This window comes from Rhodanobacter sp. UC4448_H15 (assembly GCF_052978265.1).
Map to the genome: position 1 here is coordinate 164299 of NZ_CM129665.1, position 22512 is coordinate 186810.

General features: G+C 67.8%; 16 protein-coding genes and 1 tRNA gene. 7 read left to right on the top strand and 10 right to left on the bottom strand.

Annotated features, from left to right (window positions below; all coding sequences use genetic code 11):
* Positions 1–30 precede the first annotated feature (30 nt).
* The gene (locus tag ACVCMI_RS00670; RefSeq protein WP_447097827.1) at positions 31–2361 is read left to right on the top strand and encodes a DPP IV N-terminal domain-containing protein; all 2331 of its coding nucleotides are present in this window, start codon (positions 31–33) and stop codon (positions 2359–2361) included.
* Between the two features lie 100 nt (positions 2362–2461).
* Here the strand turns inward: ACVCMI_RS00670 and ACVCMI_RS00675 are convergent, their stop codons facing one another.
* From ACVCMI_RS00675 to ACVCMI_RS00685, 3 genes are all read right to left on the bottom strand, one after another.
* The gene (locus ACVCMI_RS00675) at positions 2462–2878 is read right to left on the bottom strand and encodes a hypothetical protein (protein WP_447097826.1); all 417 of its coding nucleotides are present in this window, start codon (positions 2876–2878) and stop codon (positions 2462–2464) included.
* Positions 2879–3012: 134 nt separating this feature from the next.
* A tRNA-Arg gene (locus ACVCMI_RS00680) sits at positions 3013–3089 on the bottom strand.
* 220 nt (positions 3090–3309) lie between these two features.
* Positions 3310–5208: a M61 family metallopeptidase gene (locus ACVCMI_RS00685; RefSeq protein ID WP_447097825.1), complete on the bottom strand. Its 1899-nt coding sequence runs from the start codon at positions 5206–5208 to the stop codon at positions 3310–3312.
* 240 nt (positions 5209–5448) lie between these two features.
* Here ACVCMI_RS00685 and ACVCMI_RS00690 point away from each other — a divergent pair, with 240 nt between their 5' ends.
* A complete protein-coding gene (locus tag ACVCMI_RS00690; protein ID WP_395120531.1) occupies positions 5449–6531 on the top strand; it encodes a GGDEF domain-containing protein in 1083 nt (360 codons plus the stop codon).
* Between the two features lie 205 nt (positions 6532–6736).
* On the opposite strand, the gene ACVCMI_RS00695 is transcribed toward ACVCMI_RS00690, so the two are convergent.
* The 6 genes from ACVCMI_RS00695 to ACVCMI_RS00720 form a co-directional block, all read right to left on the bottom strand.
* Positions 6737–8281, bottom strand: coding sequence for an amino acid permease (locus ACVCMI_RS00695; RefSeq protein WP_447097824.1), 1545 nt, complete (start codon positions 8279–8281; stop codon positions 6737–6739).
* A gap of 371 nt (positions 8282–8652) precedes the next feature.
* The gene (locus ACVCMI_RS00700; protein WP_447097823.1) at positions 8653–9918 is read right to left on the bottom strand and encodes a sterol desaturase family protein; all 1266 of its coding nucleotides are present in this window, start codon (positions 9916–9918) and stop codon (positions 8653–8655) included.
* The gene (locus ACVCMI_RS00705) at positions 9915–10646 is read right to left on the bottom strand and encodes a lysoplasmalogenase (protein ID WP_447097822.1); all 732 of its coding nucleotides are present in this window, start codon (positions 10644–10646) and stop codon (positions 9915–9917) included. Before ACVCMI_RS00705 ends, ACVCMI_RS00700 begins: the two co-directional genes overlap by 4 nt.
* A gap of 29 nt (positions 10647–10675) precedes the next feature.
* Positions 10676–11749: a glycerophosphodiester phosphodiesterase family protein gene (locus tag ACVCMI_RS00710; RefSeq protein WP_447099512.1), complete on the bottom strand. Its 1074-nt coding sequence runs from the start codon at positions 11747–11749 to the stop codon at positions 10676–10678.
* Between the two features lie 59 nt (positions 11750–11808).
* Positions 11809–12048 carry a hypothetical protein gene (locus tag ACVCMI_RS00715; protein ID WP_395120538.1) on the bottom strand — a complete coding sequence of 80 codons (240 nt, stop codon included), beginning with the start codon at positions 12046–12048 and terminating at the stop codon, positions 11809–11811.
* A 161-nt stretch (positions 12049–12209) separates the two neighbouring features.
* Positions 12210–13922, bottom strand: a complete 1713-nt coding sequence (locus ACVCMI_RS00720; protein WP_447097821.1) for an LTA synthase family protein — start codon at positions 13920–13922, stop codon at positions 12210–12212.
* A gap of 124 nt (positions 13923–14046) precedes the next feature.
* Between ACVCMI_RS00720 and ACVCMI_RS00725 the strand changes: the two genes are divergently transcribed.
* The 5 genes from ACVCMI_RS00725 (at position 14047) to ACVCMI_RS00745 (ending at position 20958) form a co-directional block, all read left to right on the top strand.
* Positions 14047–16044, top strand: a complete 1998-nt coding sequence (locus ACVCMI_RS00725; RefSeq protein ID WP_447097820.1) for a bifunctional 2',3'-cyclic-nucleotide 2'-phosphodiesterase/3'-nucleotidase — start codon at positions 14047–14049, stop codon at positions 16042–16044.
* A 95-nt stretch (positions 16045–16139) separates the two neighbouring features.
* Entirely contained in the window at positions 16140–16961 is an 822-nt protein-coding gene (locus ACVCMI_RS00730) for a creatininase family protein (protein WP_447097819.1), read from the top strand.
* A gap of 37 nt (positions 16962–16998) precedes the next feature.
* Positions 16999–18180 (top strand): YVTN family beta-propeller repeat protein, encoded by a 1182-nt coding sequence (locus ACVCMI_RS00735; protein ID WP_447097818.1) that lies wholly within the window; start codon positions 16999–17001, stop codon positions 18178–18180.
* 748 nt (positions 18181–18928) lie between these two features.
* Positions 18929–19951: a ParA family protein gene (locus ACVCMI_RS00740; protein WP_447097817.1), complete on the top strand. Its 1023-nt coding sequence runs from the start codon at positions 18929–18931 to the stop codon at positions 19949–19951.
* Positions 19952–20001: 50 nt separating this feature from the next.
* On the top strand, positions 20002–20958 hold the full coding sequence (locus ACVCMI_RS00745) for a hypothetical protein (RefSeq protein WP_447097816.1): 957 nt from the start codon (positions 20002–20004) through the stop codon (positions 20956–20958).
* A gap of 658 nt (positions 20959–21616) precedes the next feature.
* On the opposite strand, the gene ACVCMI_RS00750 is transcribed toward ACVCMI_RS00745, so the two are convergent.
* Positions 21617–22510, bottom strand: coding sequence for a UbiA prenyltransferase family protein (locus ACVCMI_RS00750; protein ID WP_447097815.1), 894 nt, complete (start codon positions 22508–22510; stop codon positions 21617–21619).
* Between the last annotated feature and the right edge of the window lie 2 nt (positions 22511–22512).

The window sequence follows — 22512 nt, forward strand, 5'->3', positions numbered from 1 at the left end:
TGCCGCGCGCACCCCGGATCGAGCACTGACATGCCAGAAACCATGAAGTCGCCGGGCCGCCATGCGGGCACCCTCCTCGCCATCCTGCTCGGCGTGCTGCCGGCGATCGGCTTCGCCCAAGGGCGGCTGGCCGACTATCGCCATGCCGAGCAGTTCCTGAGTGGCAACCTGTCCTCGCACATCCAGTTCGCCGACATCGAACCGCACTGGTTCCACCAGGACAACCGCTTCTGGTACCTCAGCCAGGGACCGGCGGGCAAGCGCTTCGTCCAGGTCGACGTGGCGCGCGACACGCAGGCAGCGGCCTTCGACCATGCGCGCCTGGCGGCGGCGCTCTCCCGCGCCAGCGGCAAGACCTACCGCGCCGACGCCCTGCCCTTCGACGCCATCGAGTTCGTCGACGACGGCAGCGGCCTACGCTTCGACATCGACGATGTGCACTGGCAATGCCGCCTGGACGGCTACGCCTGCACGCCCGAACCGCGCGAACCGCAGCCGGTGTCGCTGTCGCCGGACGGCCGCCACGCCGCGTTCGTGCGCGACCACAACCTGTACGTGCGCGACACCGCCACCGGCAAGGTCGTGCAGCTGACCGGCGACGGCGAGCCGGAGAACGACTACGCCACGCCGTGGCCGTGGCTGGAGCTGATGGTCGAGCAGGGCGTGACCGAGGGCGCGGACGCCAGACAGGCGCCGGCCGTGTTCTGGTCGCCGGATTCGACGCGGCTGGTGACCTACCGCATGAACACCCGCGACGCGGGCCACCTGGAAAGCCAGCAGTTCGTGCCGAAGGACCAGCTGCGCCCGCGCACCTACCGCTACATCTACCCGCTGCCCGGCGAACCGCTGCCCACGGCGCAGCTCGTCGTGTTCCAGTTGGGGCCGACGGTCCGGCGCGTCGAGGTCGACACGCCGCCGCTGGAGGTCCAGAGCTGGGGCTGGGGCGAGCTGGGCTTCAGCTGGTCCGCCGACGGCCGCCGCGTGCTTTACCGCTACCTGGGTCGCGGCGCGAAGTACATCGAGCTGCGCGAGATCGATGCCGCCAGCGGCCACCAGCGCGTCCTGCATCACGAGGATGCGGTCGGCGACTACATGGTCGACCCGTTCTCCACCCAGTGGCGCCTCGTCGACTGCGGCAGGCAGTTCCTCTGGACGTCCGAACGCAGCGGCTGGAACCAGCTGTACCTGCACGACGCCGCCAGCGGCCGCCAGCTGCGCCGCCTCACCGAGGGCGACTGGGTGGTGCGCGAGATCGTGTTCGTGGACGACGCGCAACGCCAGGTCTACTTCCTGGCCTCGGGCGTGCAACCCGGCGAGGACCCCTACCAGACGCAGCTCTATCGCGTCGCGCTGGACGGCGGCGGGATGCAGCTGCTGACGCCGGAGCCGGCCAACCACCAGGTGTTCATGTCACCCGACGGCAAGTACTTCGTCGACAACTACTCGCGTGCCGACCTGCCCGGCCGTTCGGTGCTGCGGCGTGGCAGCGACGGCCGCATCCTGCGCGAACTGGAGCGCACCGACACGCGCTGGCTCACCGCGCAGGGCTGGACGCCGCCGCTGCCGTTCAAGGGCAAGGCGGCCGACGGCAAGACCGATCTCTACGGCCTGATCGTGCGGCCCACGCACTTCGACCCGGCGCGCAGGTACCCGGTGGTGGAATACATCTACACCGGCCCGCACAACTTCTTCGTGCCCAAGACCCTGGCCCGCACCATGGACCTGCAGGCCACCGCCGAACTGGGCTTCGTGGTGGTGATGGTGGACGGGCGCGGCACCGCCAAGCGTTCGCGCGACTTCCACGCCTTCTCGTACCACAACCTTGGCAACGTGTTCGAAGACCATGTGGCCATGCTCCGGCAGATGGCCGCGCGCCATCCGTGGATGGACCTCGACCGGGTCGGCATCTACGGCTACTCGCACGGCGGCTACGGCTCCACCCACGCCTTCCTGCAGTTTCCGGACTTCTACAAGGTCTGCGTTTCCACCTCGGGCGACCACGACCCGCGCCTGGACAAGGCCGGCTGGAACGAACTGTTCCAGGGCTATCCGGTCGGCAAGGACTACATGGAGCAGGCCAACCAGCAACTGGTCGACCGCCTCAAGGGCCACCTGCTGCTGATCCACGGCGACATCGACGGCAACGTGCACCCCGCCGAAACCATGCGCCTGGTGGACGCGCTGATGAGCGCCAACAAACCGTTCGACATGCTGCTGGTGCCCAACATGGCCCACGGCGACAGCGGCCCGCACGCCCGCTACGTCACCCAGCGCCGCTGGAACTACCTGGTACGCCACTTGCTGGACGTGGAGCCGCCACGCGATTTCCGCATCCGCGAGACATCGCCCCGGCAAGACTGAAACCGCCGTCGTTTTCGGCGGGTGCGGGAGATCAAGCCCGCGCCTCCGCGCGGCGGCGGGAGGGAGACGCGGGGCCCGCGCCTCCCTCCCGAACCACGCCTCAGCCGCCGAAGCTCAGCACCACCGCGCGTACCTGCGTCGGCGAGATGCCAGCCTGCCGCTTCAGGGCGGTCAACCCGTAGGCGACCACGGCATCCGTACCGAGCCCGGCGGCGTTTGCCGACGCGGTGATGCGCAGGGTGCCGTCTTCCAGCAGCTCCATGCGCAGCGAGGCGGTGTCGTCCGCGTCGAGCTTCACCCGGGCCGTCGCACGCACGCGCACCCTCTGCTGCGCGGCCGGCGCATCGGCATAGCCGCCCGACACCGGGCGCAGCGCCAGGCTGTCGCCCAGGTCGTCTACATGGAAGCGGCCCAGCGACTGCCCTTCCGCCGTGAACACCGGCAGTTCGCTGCTCTGCGGCTGCGCCAGCGCTTCGCCGCCGGATGCGATGCTCAGGCTCTCGCCGTTGCGCAGCATCTGTTCCGTCGTGAAATCCGACGGAGCGGCGCCGGCGCTCACGCGCGAGCGCGCACGTCTGGAACGATGGCGGCAGGCACCACGCCGCAACCGCGGAGGACACGCGGAACGGTTGCGGAGGTGGAATGCGGAGATGGTGCGCCCGGCGGGATTCGAACCCACGACCACCGCCTTCGGAGGGCGGTACTCTATCCAGCTGAGCTACAGGCGCATTGTGTGGCCGCGCGCGGGTGGCCGATGGCCGGACCGCGGGGAGCGGCAGTATAGCCGAGTTGGTTGCGCGGCGGCATCCGGGCCGGCCGCGGAACGATAGGAGCGCGCTTTGCGCGCGATGCTCTCCGTTACGCCAATGAAGAGCATCGCGCGCAAGCGCGCTCCTACGGTTGTCGTGAGTTGACGCGAAGGGCATGGCGGGCTGTGCCCGCCTGCGCTCAGAGCGGCTTCAGGAGATCGGCCAGGGTGTCGGGCTTGCCGGTGTCGCGGACCAGGTGCGGGTATTTCAGGCCGTCGTGGTAGGCGATGCGCACGGTCTGGTACTCGTCGAAGTTCTTCACCAGCAGTTCGATGGTGGCGTTGTTGTCCTTGGCCGCGGCGGTGATGGCGTCCTTGAGATCGTCGGCGTCGTAGTCGTGACCGTTGACGGCGATCACGCTCATGCCGGGGGCGACGCCGGCCTTGAACGCGGGGCCGTCCCACAGCACGTCGGCGATGCTGCCGTCGTTGCCGATCGACAGGCCCAGCGAGTAGGTGAAGTCGGCCTGGTGGCGACGCTTCTCCGCGGCCTTGACCGCGTCGGAGGGCTGGTCGGTGTAGACCAGTTTCCAGCCGTGCGATTCGATGCCGCCGGTCAGCGGGCCGTGGCCGTCCAGGCGCGTGCGCAGGTAGCCGGCCCAGTCGAACGGCGCCACGCCATTCAAGGTCCTGACCACGTCATCGAAGGTGTAGGTGTTGACGTTCCACTGGCCGTTGTCCATGCCGAAAAAGGCGCGGGCGAAGTCGTCGATGGAACGCTTGCCGTGGCTGAGTTCGCGCAGCTTGCCGTCGACGTCGAGCCAGATCATCTCGCCGGCGGAGTAGTAATCCTCGCTGGACTGGTAGTTGCGGTACGGCAGTGGCGCGCGCTTGGCGATCACCGGGTCGTTGGTGGTGTCCTGCACGTTGCGCCAGCTGGCCAGGCCGGGACGGCCGCGGTCGTAGGTGGCGGCGACGTAGGCCAGCGTGTCGCGGGTGTGCTCCGCGTTCCACAGGCCCGAACGCGCGGCCATCACTTGGCCCCAGAACTGGGTCTGGCCTTCGTACACCCACAGCAGGCTGTCGCCCATCGGCACGTTGAAGGTCGGCGTGTAGAGGTCCGCGCCGCGGCGGTATTTGCCGTTCCACGAGTGGTTGAACTCGTGCGAGAACAGGTCGCGCGCGGCGACGTTCTTCTTCCACTCGGTGAAGAAATCGGCCGAGGTGCCGTCCTCGCTGGAGCGGTGGTGCTCCAGCCCGATGCCGCTCATCTTGTCGCTCAGCGAGACCAGGAAATCGTAGTGGTCGTAGTGGTGCGCGCCGTACAGCTTGTACATCTGCTGCACCAGGTTGCGGAACGCCTTGAGCTGGTCGGGCGTCACCTCCAGGTACTTCGCCGCGTCGGCGACCAGGTCCAGGTGCACCGGTGCCTTGGCGCCCGGGTCGAGGTCCAGCCGCTTGAAGTGCTTGCCGGCGAAGATCGGCGAGTCGACCAGGTTCTCGTAGTCGATCGGCTTGAAGTAGATGGTGTCGCCCTCGCGCGAGGCGACCTCCAGCGCGGTGCCGGCTTGCCAGCCGGCAGGCAGTTTCACGCTGGCCTGGGCGGGGATCTGGCGCGTGTAGTAGCCGGCCGGGTAGAGCGACACCGCGTTCCACTGCAGGTTGAGCATTTCCGGCGTCATCACCACGCGGCCCTGGCGACGATCCTGCGGCGACAGGAACTGGAACTGCGCCTCCACCTGGGTCGCCCCTTCCGGCACCACCACGTGGAACGCGAAGACGTCGAGCGAATCGCGCGTCCACGGCAGGGTCTTGCCGTTGGCGGTGACCACCAGCCCGGCCAGCTTGTCGATCGGGCCGGTGGGCGAGTGGTTGCCGGGCAGCCACTGCGGATAAAGCAGGGTCAGCGGGCCGGGCTGCGCCGGGATCACCTCGTGCACGCGGAAGATGCGGCGGGCGACGTCGCTGGCGTCCACGCTGATCTTCAGGCTGCCCTGATAGGGCACATTCTGCGCGGCCGGGACATCGGCAATGGCGCTGAAACTGGCCAGCGCCAGGGCACTGGCGGCGACGGCGGCGGCGAGGCGGGTGAACTTCAAGGGCGGCTCCCGGATGATGGAATGAGGTGGCGCCGGCCGCGCCGGCCGCGCGGGAAGGCGGCCGGCATGAGCTGGCGACAGGGGCGAACGCGGGCTTTCGATGCTAGTGCGCGCCGCCGGCGCCCACCCCTGCCGAAGGTCACGATCGCCGCGCCCGCATGGCCGCGAGGCGCGTCCTGGCGTTGGCATTCATCGTGCTTTGCTCCACCGCAAACCACTCCGGATATTCCGACCGCCGCCATGCCCGCCCCTGCCCTCCAGCCACAACCCAGCGAAGACGCCGCGTTCCGCCGCGACTACGCCGGCTATCTGGCGCAGCGCATGGGGCCGATGATCCACGCGCTGATGGCGGTGGCGCTGTGCGCCTACCTGCTGGCGGTGGTGGTGCGCGGCCTGCTCGGCGCAAGCCCGAACGAGTTGCTGTGGCAGCTGATCCCGGCCCCGCCGATGCTGCTGGTGGTCATCGCCGCGCGGCAGTGCCGCGAGCCGCTGACCCTGCGCATGCTCGCCCTGCTGTGCGTGGTGCTGCTGCAGATCGGCATCAACCTCGCAGGGTTCTGCGGCACGGCCGGCGCGCGCCAGCCGCTGCCGGGCCTGCTGCTGCCGGTGGCCTCGTCGGTGATCTGGTTCGGCCGCTGGGATTTCCTCATCGCGATGGCGCTGTGCGCGCTGGGACCGCTGCCGATGCTGCTGCACCTGGGCGACGGCGAGCGCACCTTGCAGTACTCGGTCTACATGGCCATCTCGGTGTCGCTGGCGACGGTGCTGCGCGCGTTCATGGCGCGCACCCTGCTCGAACAGTTCAAGCTGGAGCGCTTGCTGCGCGAACGCGCCGAGACCGACGGCCTCACCGGCGTGCTGCTGCGCAACCGCTTCCTCGACCTGGGCCGCATCGCGCTGCACGAAACGCAGCAACAGCGCCAGCCCATGGCGATGCTGTTTCTGGATGCCGACCACTTCAAGCGGATCAATGACGAATACGGCCATGCCGCCGGCGACGCCGCGCTGGTGGCGCTGGCCGCGCGCTTGCGCACGCAGGCCCGCAGCAACGACCTGATCGGCCGCATCGGCGGCGAGGAATTCGCCATGCTGCTGCCCGGCGTGAACCTGGAGCAGGCGCTGCTGCGCGCCGAGCAACTGCGCCTGGCGGTGGCCGCCAGCCATCACCCGGGCGGACACCTGAGCGCCAGCATCGGCGTGGCGGTATGCACGCCCGGCTGCTGCGACAGCGTCGAGAGCCTGCTGGCCCGCGCCGACCTGGCGATGCGCCAGGCCAAGCGCGAAGGCCGCGACCGGGTGGTCACGGCCCTCGCCAGCGCCTGAGCGGTTGTGATTCTTCAACCTCTCAGGCCGGCCATGACGAGGGCATGGATGCCCGAGTTGAGGCGACGCAGGAGCAGTTGCCCGATGGCCGGACATGAAGCAGTCACGCAAGTGACTGTTCCATGTGAGCGAGTCCGGGCATGTACCGGACTCGCGATAGAAGAAAACCACAGGAAGTGGTTTTCTTCACAGACCCCGAGCCGGATCAGGGCTCGCCGGTGGCGAGCTTGCTGTGGCGCATGCCGTAGAAGAAGTAGATCGCCAGGCCGATCGCCATCCAGATCACGAAGCGCCACATGGTGACGATGTCCAGCCCGCCGATCATGTGGAACTGGCCGTCGGTGACCCACGGCCAGCCGATGATCAGGAACAGCGAGAACACGATGCCCAGCGGCGCCAGCAGCCACAACGCCGGCGTGCGGAAGCGCCGCTCCAGCTCCGGCTGGCGGATGCGCAGGATCAGCACCGAGGCGCAGATCACGATGAACGCGGACAAGGTGCCGATGTTCACCAGTTCGGCCAGCTCGCGGATCGGCAGCAGGCCCGCCGCCAGCGCGGTGAACACGCCGAGCGCGATGGTCGGGCGGTGCGGCGTGCCGTATTTCGGGTGCGACTTGGCGAACCACGCCGGCAGCAGGCCGTCGCGCGCCAGCGCGAACCAGATGCGCGCCGCGCCCAGCATGAAGGCGAACACCACACTGGCGATGCCGCACACCGCGGCGACGTTGATGATGCCGCTGACCCAGTGCAGGTCGCGCGCGGCGAACACCGCGCTGACCGGCGCCGAGCTGGCCAGGATCATCTCCGAGCACTGCCCGGCGACCTCGGACGGATCCACGCAGCCGTTGTACGGCACCATGCCGGTGAGCACCAGCGAGATGGCCAGGTACATCGCCATCGCCACGCCCAGCGAGGCGATCACCGCCAGCGGCAGGTCGCGTTGCGGGTTCTTCGACTCTTCCGCCGCGGTGGTCAGCGTGTCGTAGCCGAATACCGCGAAGAACACGATGCTGGCCGCCGCCAGCATGCCGCTCACGCCGTAGCGCGTGCCGCCGGTGGCCGCCGCGTCGTGCACCAGCGGCGGGACGAACGGGGTCCAGTTGGCCGTGTTCACGTAGAACGCACCCACCACCACCACCACGATCACGCCGAGCACCTTGAGCGCCACCACCACCGTATTGAAGCGCGCGCCGACCTCGGTGCGTGCCACCTGCAGCGCGGCCACGCCCAGCGCCACCAGCATCGCGATCAGGTTGATGCCGCGCCCGCTGTCCGGATGCGCCGGGTCGTAGGCCGCCTGCAGGAACACCGGCAGGTGCAGGCCGGTGATCTGGGCGATCAGCGATTGCAGGTAGTTCGACGTACCCGCCGCGACCACGCCCACGATCAGCGCGTACTCCACCAGCAGGTCCCAGCCGATGATCCATGCGGGCAATTCGCCCAGCACCGCATAGCCGTAGGTGTAGGCGCTGCCGGTGACCGGGATCATGCCGGCGAACTCGGCGTAGGACAGCGCCGCGCAGGCGCTGCCGATGCCGGCCACCAGGAAGCTCAGGATGATCGCCGGGCCGGCGTTCAACGCCGCCTCGTTCGGCGCCAGCACGAACACGCCTACGCCCACGATCGCGCCCACCCCGATCGCGGTGAGCTGCCACACGCCCATGGTGCGGCGGAAATCCCGGCTGGCGCCTGCCTCGGCCTGCAGTTGCGCGACCGACTTGCTGCGTATCAGTTTGCTGAAGAAACCCATAGGGTGCTCCCCTTGAAATCAGCGCACAGCATAACAAGTCGCGCCCATCTGGCCAGGCGGCTGCATGGCGGCGTGCCGTTTGGACGTCCAAATGCGTGCCGTGCACACGCGTACCCCTGTGCGTGGTGCCCTTGGCCGGTATTCGGTATTCGGTATTCGGGGTTCGGAGATGCATCGGCTCCCACAACCGTTCGGGCTGAGCGTAGCCGCGCAGCGGCGAAGTCGAAGCCGTGCGACAGCCCCGCCCTTCGACTCCGCCGCTGCGCGGCTACGCTCAGGGTGAACGGCGAGGGGTGGGAGTCACCCGTAGGGCGGGCACTGCCCGCCGCTTGTTGCCACGAACCGTGGACGGGCGGCGGGCACTGCCCGCTCTACAGGTTGGAGGCGGCGTGCAGCGGTCCACGCGGGCGCAGGCCGGCCAGCCAAGGCAGCGCGACGGCGCTGGCGCCGAACAGCACGGCGATCGCCGCGGCGGCGCGCTGGTCGAGCGGGTCGACGCCGAACCAGCGGCCGAGCAGCAGCGGCACCATCGCGGTCAGCACGGTGCGCAGGCCCTCCAGCCAGAACGCGACGCGACGGCCTTCCATCAGTGCGCCGATCACGCACAGGCTGGCCACCATGTACAGCGCATAGCCGAACAAGGTGGCGAAGTCCGCGTGCGCGGTGAGCCCCAGGAAATGCGTGGCCATGCCCAGCAGCAGGGCAAACTGCAGCAGGCAGTACGCGGCCATCGCCGGCGCCATCGGCGGGTCGTAGACGGCGCGATGAATGTCGTACGCGGGCTTGGGGAAGCGCGCGGCCACGTCGGCGGGGCGCCAGCCGGGCCGACGGAACCACACCTGCAGCTTGTCGCGCCAGCGCCGCGCATGCCACGCATCGACCGCCGCCGCCCAATACACCTCGGCGTTCGCCCACAGCGGGTTCCAGCTGCGCAGCGGCGCGCGGGTGCCGTAGACCGGCTTGTCGGCGTCGTCCTCCTCGACGAAGGTGCCGAACAGGCGATCCCACACGATCAGGATGCCGCCGTAGTTGTGGTCGAGGTAGCGGTCGTTGGTGGCGTGGTGCGCACGATGGTTGGATGGCGAGCAGAACACGCGGTCGAACCAGCCCAGCTTGCCGACCTGCTCGGTGTGCACCCAGAACTGGTACAGCAGGTCGATCAGCGCCACCGCCACGAACACTTCCAGCGGATAGCCGAGCAGCGCCATCGGCAGGTAGAAGATCCAGCCGAGCAGGCCGCCGGTACTGGTCTGGCGCAGCGCGGTGGAGAGGTTGTACTGCTCGCTCTGGTGGTGCACCACGTGCGCCGCCCACAGGATGTTCACCTCGTGCCCCATCCGGTGCAGCCAGTAATAGAGCAGGTCGTACAGCAGCAGCGCGCTGATCCACACCCACAGGCTGTGCGCCGGCAGCGTGAACAGCGCCAGGTGCTCGACGCACCACGCATAGATGCCCAGCGTGAGCAGCTTGGTGAACACCCCGGCGATCTGCGACATCACGCCCAGGCCGATGCTGTTGACGGTGTCGTTGCCGCGATAGACACGCTGGCCGCGCACGCGCGCGACGATGAACTCCAGCGCGATCAGCGCGAAGAAGAACGGCGTCGCCCAGGTGATGATGAGCTCGGAGGTATTCATGCCGTCGATGCCTGCGTCACGCCCGCCATGCCATCGTCCCGCGCCACCGAGCGGGCGATGAACCACACCGCCGCGTAGTAGCTGCCGAGCACCCACACCGCGGCCAGCGGCAGCGCGCCGTGGAAGCGGTCCCAGGCCAGCAGGCTGTCGCCGAGCATGAACAGCGCTCCGCCGATCGCCGCACGCCGCGCCGGCCGCGCCAGCACGTCGCCGGCGTGTACCCAGGCGCGCGCCAGTGCCTGCGCCGCCATCGCCGCCAGCACCAGCGCATAGACCACCACCGCGCCGCGCAGCGCCGGCGGTATGGACGGCCAAAGCCACGCCAGGTTCAGCGCCGCCAGCAGCAGGCAGCCGAGCCAGGCCAGCGGGCGCGTGCCCAGGCGGCTGTCGCCGAGAAAGCCGCTGATGAAGTAGAGATGGCCGATGAGAAAGGCCACCAGGCCGGCCACGAACAGATCCGCCGGCCACATCAGCAACACGTCGCCGAGCAGCGAACAGATCAACCCGACCACGATCCGGCGCCGATAGCGCGACGTGATCGGCGGCCACGCCAGCGCCGCGACGATCACCAGCACGGTGGCCAGCGGCTTGGCTATCCAGTGCAGCCATTGCCACGCGTCGGCGCCTTCGCCGAGCGCGCCGCCGAGCATGGCGGCAAGCGCAGCGCACGCCACCATCGGCGCGAGGGCGCGGCGAAACGCGGGAGACGTGCTGGCGACAATGGACATGGGCGACGGGCGTCGTGGCGACCACGCGATCATAGCGAGCTTTCGCCCTGCACGGCCTGCACGAGCGCGTCGACCGCCTGCCGCCCGCTGGCCGGATCGTCGGTGAAGAACGCATCGATGCCGGCGTCGAGGTAGGCGCCGATCTGCGCGACCAGGCCGGCGCGGTGGCGCGCGTGCGGATCGTCGCCGCGGCGGAACACCGGGGCGAGGAAGGTGTTCTCCGGGCGGAACGTCCACGGATGCACTTCCAGCCCGACCGCGTGCGCGTCATGCACCAGGCGCGTCGGCGGATCGAGGCGGCCATCGGCGTTCCACGGGATGACCGCGCGCAGCTCCGGGCCGATCGCGTCGGCGTAACCGGCGACCTCGCGCAAGCCGTTCGCGGTCATCATCCGCGCGTAATCCAGCGTGCCGCCGGCGGCCACCACGTCGTACGGCTGCGCCGGCGGCACGTCGAGCAGTTGCAGCAAGCGGATGTTCGGGTGCGCGGTGCCGAGCCGTTCGCGCAGGTAGCGCAGGTTGCCGATCTCGAAGGACTGGATCTCCACCGTGGCCGTGCGCGTGTGCGCATGCCCGGCGAGCGTGGCCAGCAGCAGGTCTTCCAGCGGCAGGCCGAGCGCGCGGAAATGGGTGCCGTGCTTGATCTCCGGCACGATGCCGATGAGCCGTCCGCAGGCGGCGGATTCGGCGGCGGCAAGCTCGATCACTTCCTCCAGCGTGGCGATCGGCAACTGGCCGTCGTGCGCGGTGCCGCGCAACTGCGGCAGGCGTTCGCGCGCGCGCAGCGTCTTCAGCTCGGCCAGGGTGAAGTCCTCGGTGAACCAGCCCGTCACCGCCACGCCGTCGATGTGCCGGGTCGCGCGGCGCGCGGCGAACTCGCGCCGCGCGCCCACGTCGGTGGTGCCGCCGATCTCGTTCTCGTGGCGCACCACCAGCACGCCGTCGCGGCTCATCACCAGATCCGGCTCGATGAAATCCGCGCCATCGGCGATCGCGCGCGCGTACGACGCCAGGGTGTGCTCCGGCTGCCATGCCGGCGCACCGCGATGGCCGATCACGCCGACGCGTGCGGCCAGCGGTTTCTCGCGAGGCGTGGAGACCATCGGCACGGCGTACTCCGCAACGGATCGGGAGGCCAGCATAGCCGCGCGTGGCGGAAACCTCAGTCCGGCCGATACATCTGCTTGTACACGCGGCTCACCTGCTGCTGCAGGTCGCCCGACTGCCGCGCCTCGTCGAAGGCGTCGTTGATCTGCCGCTCGCTCTGGTGCAGCGTGCGCAGGAACAGGCGCTCCTCCGGCGACAGCCCCAGCGCGTCCATCTGCCGCTCCAGCGCAGCGGCGGCGCACACGGCGGCGTCGCTCGGCGGGGGCGTAACGGCATCGGGAAGGCGGCGAGTCATGTCCATGGCGAAGCAAGACGCTTGCCAGCACGCCGCCGATCGCGCCAACGCAGGCCTGGCGCGTGGCGCGGGCGCCCGGCCGGCCCGTGCAACTGCCCCCACGCGACAACCGCGAACCCCCGCCTGCCGCCCACGGTCATCACGAAGCTGAACGCGGTCGCTCACTCGTACACGTGCAGCCGGTCGAACACCCACGCGTAATAGGACGGCAGCAGCCCCGGCACGGTGCAGTCGTCGTAGCGGCCATCGCAACGATCGCGCAGGCGGCTGGAGGCGGCGAAGTACGCATCCTGCGGCAAGCCCGCCGCCTGCAGCACCATGCCGGGCAGGAACGCGATGTCGAGCATCGGATACCGCGGCAGCGCCGGCCCGGCGAAATTGCTCTTGACCATGTAGTAGGTGAGGTAGTCGCGATACGGCTGCAGCGCCGGCGGCAGGCTGCGCGGCAGGTCGCGGATCATGCCGCCGAAGGACGGCTGGTGGTCGCCGAAGTGCATCAGCACGGTCGGCTGCGGGCGGTCGAGGAAGTCGTGCTCCAGCGCGCGCATGGCCAGGTCCGAGTCGTGCAGCCGCGCCAGGTAGGTGTCGAAGTTGAGCGCCACCGCCGGCTTCAGCCCCGGCAGCAGGTTGCGGAACGCCGGCGGCAGCGACGACATCGGGTCCTCGTCGTGCGGGCCGTGCTGGTTCAGGGTGAGGATCATGATGAACACCGGTTGCCCCGGCCGCTTCACCTTGTCGTAGATGCGCTTGGCCGCGGCGAACATCTGCCGGTCGCTCTCCTCCCACTCGACCAGGCCCAGCTCGTTGACGTCGTAAAGGTGATCGAAGCCGTAGTCGCGATACGCGTTGCGGCCGTTGATGAAACTGCCGACGGTGGGATAGATCGCGATGGTGCGGTAGCCCAGGCGGCGCAGCAGTTGCGGCAGCGAATCGCGCACGTGCGGCGCCAGCACGTAGGGCGCGTACATGCCGCCGGGGCCGAAGATGTCCTGCGGCATGCCGGTCAGGCTGGCGAACTCGCTGACCCAGGTGCCGCCGCCGAACGTATGCGTGCGCAGCACGCCGCTGCCGCGGGTGCGCGCATCGGTCTTGAACATCGCCGCGCGGCAGGCCGGCACGCTGCAGTCGGTGAAGTTGGCCGGGTCGAACGTGCTCTCCTCCAGCACCTGCACGATGTCCGGGTACGGCGGCGGGCGATTGGACGGCAGCCCCTGCGCGGCCGCACCCCACACGCGCTCAGCCTCGCCGTCGCCGCTCATCGGCGGCAACCGCACCGCCGCGTCGCGGAAGCTGACGAAGAAGTTGGTCAGGTGCGCGTCGTCGGAGAGCTTCTCCCAGGTGTTGCGCGCGTGCACCCCGGCAAACGGACCGCCCGGCCACATGCACCACCACCACGCCGACGCGCCCAGCAGCAGCCCCGCGCCGCGCAACAGCCACGCCGGCCGCGCGCGCCAGGTGGCGAACACGCGCCAGTCCCAGCGCCAAGTGAGGTAGAGCAGCGGCGGCAACAGCACCAGCAGGCCGATGCCGAGCAGGTACAGGTGGGGATAGTGGCGCAAGGTGTCGAGCAGGCTGCTGCGCACGTAGTAGACGAAGTCCGCCGGCATCAGCTGCTCGTCGAGGTAGCGCAGCTTCATCACCGCGATGAACTTCAGCGCGACGAACAAGCTGCCGGCGAGCAGCAGCGCGCTGGCGAAGCGCGCCAGCACGGCCATCAGCACCACGGCGCTGCACAGCATCAGCGAGGTGACAAACACGCGTTGCAGCGGCAGCGGCTCGCGCCAGGCCGTGCATGCCACGCACAGCACGAACAGCAGCACGGCCCCCGCACACACCGCCGGGCCGCGGACGCGGCGCCATGGAATCGAACGCATGAGCTGAGCCATCCCCCTGCAGGACCGAGCCTGCAACCGCATCTTACGACCTCGTCGGGCACCGCGGCAGCCGTCCGATCTGCTAGCTTTGGCCGTCCCCTCAGCGGCTGTTCCCGGAACCTTCATGTCCGTCCGATCCACCCCGTTCGCCCTCCCCCTGCTGGCGCTGGCCGCACTGGCGCTGGCCGGCTGCTCCGCGCTGCCGTGGCGCTCCGGCCGCGTGCCCGACGGCGCCCGCGCGCAGGTGGCGATCCTGGAAACCACCGACATCCACGCCACCGTGCTCAGCTACGACTACTACCGGCTGAAGGGCGATCCCACGGTCGGCTTCGAGCGCACCGCCACGCTGATCCGGCGTGCGCGCGCCGAGTACCCCAACCATTTCCTGTTCGATTCGGGCGACACCATCCAGGGCAGCGTGCTGGCCGACTACCAGGCGCTGGTCAAGCCGGTGGCCTGCGACCAGGAACTGGCGGTGTACCGCGCGATGGACGCGGTCGGCTACGACGGCGGCACGCCCGGCAACCACGAGTTCAACTACGGGCTGGGCTTCCTGTCCCAGGTCACCGGGACGCCGATGAACGTCGACGGCAGCCGCAGCACGCATTGCGCCGGGCCGCATTTCCCGCTGGTGCTGGCCAACGTCTCCAGCGCACGCGACGGCGCGCCGATCTTCAAGCCGTGGACGATCGTGCAGAAGACCATCGACGCCTACACGCCCGACGGCAGCCACATCAGGGTGCCGCTGAAAGTCGGCATCATCGGCTTCACCCCGCCGCCGATCATGCAGTGGGACCAGCACCACCTGGCCGGCAAGGTCACCGTCGCCGGCGTGGTCGAGGCCGCGCGCAAATACCTGCCCGAACTGCAGGCGCAACATCCCGACCTGGTCGTGGCGTTGCTGCACGGCGGCCTGGACACCCACCCCTACACCAGCGACATGGAGAACGCCGGCTGGTACCTGGCCGGCGTGCCCGGCATCGACGTGCTGCTGCTCGGCCACTCGCACACCGAATTCCCCGGCCCGCGCTACGCCGGCATGAAGGACGTCGACGCCCGCCGCGGTTTCGTGCGCAACGTGCCGGCGGTGATGGGCGGCTTCTTCGGCAAGGACCTGGGCCTGGTCGCGCTGGTGCTCAACCGCCAGGACGGCCGCTGGGTGGTCGACCGGGACAACAGCCACAGCGAGGTGCGGCCGATCTGCAAGGACAAGCACGACTGCGTGCCGGCGGACCCCGCGATCGCGCCACTGGTGGCGGGCGTGCAGCAGGCCGCGGTCGCCTACGTCAACACGCCGATCGGCACGAGCGCGCTGCGCATGAGCAGCTACTTCGCCGACGAGGGCAACATGACCGCGCTGGCGCCGGTCAATGCCGCGCAGATCGACTACGTGCGCCGCGAACTGCCGCTCACCCATCCCGAGCTGGCCGACGTGCCGGTGCTCGGGGCCGCCGCCGCGTTCCGCACCGGCTTCGGCGGCCCGGCCGACTACACCGACGTGGCCGCCGGCTCGCTGACCCTGCGCAGCGCCGCCGACCTGTACTTCTATCCCAACACGCTGGCCGCGGTGAAGATCGACGGCGCCGGCCTCAAGGCCTGGCTGGAGCAGTCCGCGCGGCGCTTCAACCGCATCGACCCGGAGCAGACCGGCGAGCAGGCGCTGATCAACAGCCGCTACACCGGCTACAACTTCGACCAGATCCAGGGCGGCATCCACTACGTGATCGACGTGTCCAGGCCGGCCGGCGAGCGCATCACCACGCTCACCTTCCAGGGCAAGCCGGTCGCGCCGACGCAGCCGTTCGTCGTGGTCACCAACAACTACCGCGCCAGCGGCGGCGGCCACTTCCCCGGCCTCGACGGCAGCAACATCGTGCTGGCCGCGCCCGACGGCACGCGCGAGATCCTGGCCCACTGGATCGAGCGCAAGCAGCACCTCGACGCGGCCGACCTCGAAGCCACCTCCTGGCGGTTCGCCCCGCTGAAGACGCACGGTCCGGTGGTGTTCACCGGCGCGGCGAACAAGCTCGATGTGGCGAAAGCGGCAGGGCTGCACAACATCCGCCAGCTCAAGGACAACGGCGACGGCACGGCGGTGTACGCGGTCGACCTGTCGCACTGAAAGCGGCCAGGCCCGTTGCCGCGCCGCAACGGGCTTGCGCGCGGCGCAGCGCTGTTCCAATGTGCGCGGATGATCGATCGCCCCTCCCCGCCCGCGTGCGCAAGTTCCTGCTGAATCACCGCAGACTCCTCGGCCTCGCCCTGCTGCTGATGCTGGCGCAGGCGGCCTGCGCGCAACCGCCCACGGTGCAGTTGCAGGAGCTGACCTGGACCGAGCTGCGCGCGCGCATCGACGCCGGCAGCACCACCGTGATCATCCCGATCGGCGGCACCGAACAAAGCGGGCCCTACATCGCGCTGGGCAAGCACAACGCGCGCGCCGAGGCGCTGGCCGAGCGGATCGCGCGCGGGCTGGGCAACGCGCTGGTGGCGCCGGTGGTCGCCTACGTGCCCGAGGGCAGCATCACGCCACCGAGCGGGCACATGCGCTTTCCCGGCACCATCAGCGTGCCCGATGCCGCGTTCGAGCAGATGCTGGCCTCGGCCGCCGAAAGCCTGGCGGCGCACGGCTTTCGCCACGTCGTGCTGCTCGGCGACCACGGCGGCTACCAGCGCGACCTGCGCCGCGTGGTGGACCGGCTCAACAAGCACTGGGCTGGTTCGCCCAAACACGCGTTCGTGCCGCCGGAATACTACGCCGCCAGCTCCACCGGCTACGCCGCGCTGCTGCGCCGGCGCGGTTACCGCGACGACGAGATCGGCACCCACGCGGCGCTCGCCGACACCTCGCTTCAGCTGGCAGTCGCACCGTCGATGGTGCGCGCCGATACACTGCGCCACGCGAGCGCGCCGGGCGCGGCCGACGGCGTCTACGGCGGCGACCCGCGTCGCGCCACCGCCGCGCTGGGCCAGCTCGGCGTGGACCTGATCGTGGCGCAGACGGTCGAGGCGATCCGCAAGGACGTCGCTGGACACTGACCTGCCCGCACCCCCAACCTACATTCGTGGACCGGACATGCTGCCGAGGACTTTCACCATCAACGCACACCGCTCTCACCCGCGCCGTCGCGCCGGCTTCGCCCTGCTCGCCTGGCTCGCCAGCGGCGCGGCGTTCGCCGGCGGCGTGCAGACCGTCGCCGGCATGCCGCCGGTGACCAACCCGGCCAACCTCTATGGCGATGCCGGCGTCAACATGCTCAGCCCCGCGGTGGCCGGCGCGCTCTCGCGCATCTACGTGCCCAACCTGCGCTCGGACAGCGTCAGCGTGATCGACCCGGTGACGTTCAAGGTGGTCGACACCTTCAAGGTGGGCCGCAGCCCGCAGCACGTGGTGCCGGCCTACGACCTGCGCACGCTGTGGGTCACCAACAACGCCGAGGACCGCCCCGACGGCAGCCTCACCCCGATCGACCCGACCACCGGCAAGCCCGGCCAGGCGGTGGCGGTCGACGACCCGTACAACATGTACTTCAGCCCGGACGGCAAGCACGCCATCGTGGTTGCCGAGGAAGACGCCCGGCTCGATTTCCGCGACCCGCACACCATGGCGCTGCAGTTCCGCCTGCCGGTGCCCGGCTGCAAGGGCATCAACCACGCCGACTTTTCCATCGACGGGCGCTACGCGATCTTCACCTGCGAGTTCGGCGGCAAGCTGGCCAAGATCGACATGGCCGCGCACAAGGTGCTCGGCTACCTGCCGCTGAAACACCGCGGCATGCCGCAGGACATCCGCGTCTCGCCCGACGGCAAGGTGTTCTACGTCGCCGACATGATGGCCGACGGCGTCTACCTGATCGACGGCGACAGCTTCACCAAGATCGGCTTCATCGCCACCGGCATCGGCACCCACGGCCTCTACCCCAGCCGCGACGGCACGCGCCTGTACGTGGCCAACCGCGGCACGCACAAGATCCACGGTCCACGCAAGGGCAAGGGCAGCGTCTCGGTGATCGACTTCGCCACCCGCCAGGTCGTCGCCACCTGGCCGATCCCCCACGGCGGCAGCCCCGACATGGGCAACGTCAGCGCCGACGGCCGCATGCTGTGGCTCTCCGGCCGCTTCGACGACGTCGTCTACGCCATCGACACCAGCACCGGCAAGGTGCGCAAGATCAAGGTCGGCATGGAACCGCATGGCCTCACCGTGTGGCCGCAGCCGGGGCGGTATTCGTTGGGGCATACGGGGATCATGCGGTAGGGATGCCCTTGCTCGTCATTCCAGCGAACGCTGGAATCCAGCGTCTTCAACCATGTGCCGAGGCACTGGATTCCGGATTCCGCCGGGATGACGGGTTGTTCGGGCCATTCTTGTGACGATCGCGCGAGGGCGGTTCGTCACGTCGGAGGATCGAAGCGACCAGTCGCGTAGGGCGGGCACTGCCCGCCGGCTCCCGTCACTCGTGTCCATAGATTTGCGAGTGTTCGCAAGCGCTGCTCCTGCCGGTTGTTCCGTTCAACCCAGCGCATTTGAAGCGAAGAGCGGTCGATCGCCTACGGCGACCGAGTCACTTTCTCTTTGCGTGCTCAAAGAGAAAGTAACCAAAGAGAAAGAGCACCCCGCTTGGCGCTTGTTGGGCATCCTGCCCAACAAGTCCGTGAGCCGGGGCTGGGCTTTTCGACAGGGCATCCTGCCCTGGCGAAAAGGCATCGGCCTCCCTGCCGATGCCCGCTACGCGGCCTGTCGCCCCCGACTCACCGCCGCACAGGGGCCCCGGGTAGAGCAGCGGGCCATCGTGGCCCGCACTTTTCAGAGGAGCCAAAGCAAAGCAGGAGCAGCGCGCTGGGCGCTACCTACTCTATCTAGCTTCCTCCGTCTCGATTTCGATCAATCTCCACGGAGCCTCAATTCGAGCCCACCACAATTATGGCAGACAAAGACTTGTACACGTCCGTTATGGACGATATGATGTCGACATCAGCCATACAGATGGCTCACGGAGCTAACAATGGACATCAAGTACGCCTACTGGAACAACAAAGGTGGCACTGGAAAGACAAGCCTGTGCTTTCAGTCGATTGTTCGCTACGCCGAGAAACACCCGAAAAAGCGCATCTTGGCGATCGACATGTGCCCGCAGGCCAATCTATCTGAGCTGATGCTTGGAGGGCTGAATAACAAGGGTAGCGAGAAGTTGCTTGAACGGCAGGGCTTGGTACCTCGATGCAGCGTGGGTGGCTACTTTCAGCTCCGTCTGCCTGCACCGTACTCCCCACCTAAGTTCAATGCGCACGACTTCACTACGAAGCCGAGTAGCTATAACAAGGGTGTACCTGCAAACGTCGATCTTGTGTGCGGCGATCCAATGTTGGAACTCCAAGCGAACGCCGTGAACACGCTTGCCAACAATCAGATCCCCGGAACGAACCCCTGGATAGCGGTTGTCGACTGGCTGAAGGATTTCTTGGATCAGCTTGCCGACGAGTATGACGTGGTCTTCCTCGACTGCAATCCAAGTTTCTCCCTCTACACACAGATCGCGCTCTCCACAGCAGACCGCATCGTGCTCCCCGTGATGGCAGACGATTCCTCCCGTCGAGCAATACAGAACGCGTTTTCTCTCGTCTACGGCCTGAAACTGCCTTCGGAAATCTATGCAGCCTACGCATTCGCAACGAAGCTAAAGCATGCCCAGCGCCCCCTTCCGAAAGTTCATCTGATTGTCAAGAATCGACTGACGCAGTACATGGGCGCAGCTTCGGCCTACGCTGCCGTACTGCAAGCCATCGAGAGTGACGTTGGCAAACTCTTGAAGTCGAACCCCGAAATCTTCGCCTTTAAGAAGCTGGAAGCCGGGTTCGTCGAAATTCGCGACTTTCAGACAACTGGTGTGGTGGCTTTCGCAAAGGGCCTCCCGTTTTCGAAGCTTCCCATTGGCAAGCAGACTATTAACGGCCATCGTGTGCAGGTGAAAGAGGACTACCTTCGGAACGCCAAGAAGGCGATGGACGATCTAGTCGCGAAGCTGTAGCCGGTGGCTTCCTAGCCGCAGACCGGACATAGCAACCCAAAGGTGATCCGATGTCCGAGGTATTTCACTACCCGCCAGAACTGTTTGAGCTACTTGTTGAGACCATCGCCCGCCTCATTCGGGCGAAGAAGGGCGTCGTGCTGTTCCTACGCGGCGCCGGCGTTGCCGACGAAGATCTCGCCGAAGTAGAGCGCGCCGTAGCGACGAACGCGGACTCCATCAACAAATTCGAGATCGTTCGCAAGGTGCTCACCAAGGTCAATGGACGCGGCGATAGTGGCTTGCGCCCGCGACGCGAGATCATCAAGCGTGTGGTGGAGTTCGAGAGGTTCGAGACCTGTTGGCCGGAAGACCAGCTGAAGGCTAAAGGGCTCGTCGCAAGCGTGCGAGAGGCAGTCAACGCAAAGGACTCTTTCACGCGGATGAAGCAAGAACGAGATGCTGAACGCGAGGCCACACGCGCTCGTGAGCACGCGGAGCAAGCAGCAGCCGACAGGCGCTCCGAGATTGAGAAAGTGAATACTCGACTTGCGGCGTTGTTCGGCATGGACGACAAGCCCCATGAGCGCGGCAAGCTGCTTGAAGGTGTTCTAAACGACATGTTCAGTGCCTATGGAATTCTTGTTCGGGAAGACTTCCGCCGAAAAGACCCCGACACATCTGTTGTGCTTGAACAGATCGATGGTGTGATCGAGCTCGATGGCGCGGTGCACCTCGTTGAGATGAAATGGCTCAACTCGCCAGTCGGTACCAGTGAGTTTCTTCCCCATCTCAGTCGTTTGTTCCTCCGCGCGAACGCTCGCGGTATCTTCATCTCGTCCTCAGGCTTTACCGAACCCGTGGTCAAGGAATGCGCTGCCGCGCTCGCTCAAAAAACGATGCTGCTCTGCTCGTTGCATGAAATAGTCATGCTGTTACAGCGAGGCGATGATCTGATCTCCTTCCTAAAGAAAAAATCACACGCAGCCATTGTTGACAAGAACCCTTTTCTACAGATCGTCTCGTAGCCTGTGTGCCCTGAAAAGCCTCAATCGCAGACGTGGTATAGGCAACAACACAGTGCATGATCCGCGTCTTGGTAGTGCTATTGCTGCTGCACTTGCAGTTCGCGCCCTGCATCGACCGTCCACCGGTACGACCGGGCGAGAATCCTGCGGCGGCGGCGAAACCAGGACGGACGAAGTCAAACAGAGGGGATGGCGTACAGCGTCCCTGCTTTACTTGGGCTCTTCTGAAGAGTGCGGGCCACGATGGCCCGCTGCTTCACCCGGGGCCCCTGTGCGGCGGTGAGGCGGGGGCGACAGGCCGCGTAGCGGGCATCGGCATGGATGCCGATGCCTTTTCGCCAGCACATGGATGTGCTGTCGAAAAGCCCGACCCCGGCTCACGGACTTGCCGGGCAGGATGCCCGGCAAGCGCCAAGCGGGGTGGCCTTCTCTTTTGGTTACTTTTCTCTTGGCCACGCAAGAGAAAAGTGACTCGGTCGCCGAAGGCGATCGACCGCTCTTGCCTTTGATGTCCTGGATCGAAGGAAACACGCGGGTACGAGCGCGTTGATCGTGAGGATTTGACGGGCATGAGTGACGCGCGGGAAAGCCGGCGGGCAGTGCCCGCCCTACGTCCACCTTCCGGATCATGCGCCGGACTTCGGGGCGAACGGCACACTCAAGGCAACAACACGAACACCGTCACGATCAGCAACAACGCCAGCGGATACAAACTTGAGCGGTCGAACAGCCGCGCGGCCGCGCGGCCATCGCGGGTCACCGCCAGCCGCACCGCCGGCACCACCAGCAGCACCACACCAGCCAGCAACACGGCGAGCTGGAATGGCCAGCCGAGCATCAGTGGCGAGAGCCTCGCCAGCAGCAGGCTGCCGGCGACGACGAGACCGAGCAGCCCGAGCACCAGCCAGCCGGCGACGCGCAGGCCGAACACCAGCGGGATGGTGCGCGCGCCGATGGCGCGATCCTCCTCAAGGTCGTTCCAGTCGGCGGGGATGTTCTGCCCGCCCACTTCCCACAGCATCAGCCAGCCCAGCATCAGCGCCAGCCCCGCCAACGAAGGCGTCGGCACCACGGCGAATACGGCGGCGACGGGGCCGGCGGATTTCACCAGGCCGCTGACCACGGTGCGCCACCAGGTGACCTTGAGCAGTTTCACGTAGGCCAGTTCCAGCAGCGCCGCGGCGATGAGGATGGCGAGGATCCACGGGTTGAGCAGCCAGATGCCGAGCACGGCCAGCGCGAACCACAGGCCGAACCAGGCCAGCGCGCCTTTCATGCTGATCAGGTTCTGTGCCAGCGGGTAGCGCATCGTGGAGGCCTCCACCGCGTAGCCGGGGGTGAGCCCGCGCGCCACCTTCTGGCGGTCGTCGCGGACGCCGGCCAGGTCGTTCAGCGCGTAGATCGCGGTATAGCCGGCCAGTGCGGTGCCCAGGCAGAGCGCCAGCACCGGCCAGGCGGGGAAATGGCCGAGCCACAGCAGGGCGACGAAGCCGGGCATGGCGATGTCGAGCACGCCATGCAGCGAGCGCGAGAGGGCGAGGAAGCGGCGCATGT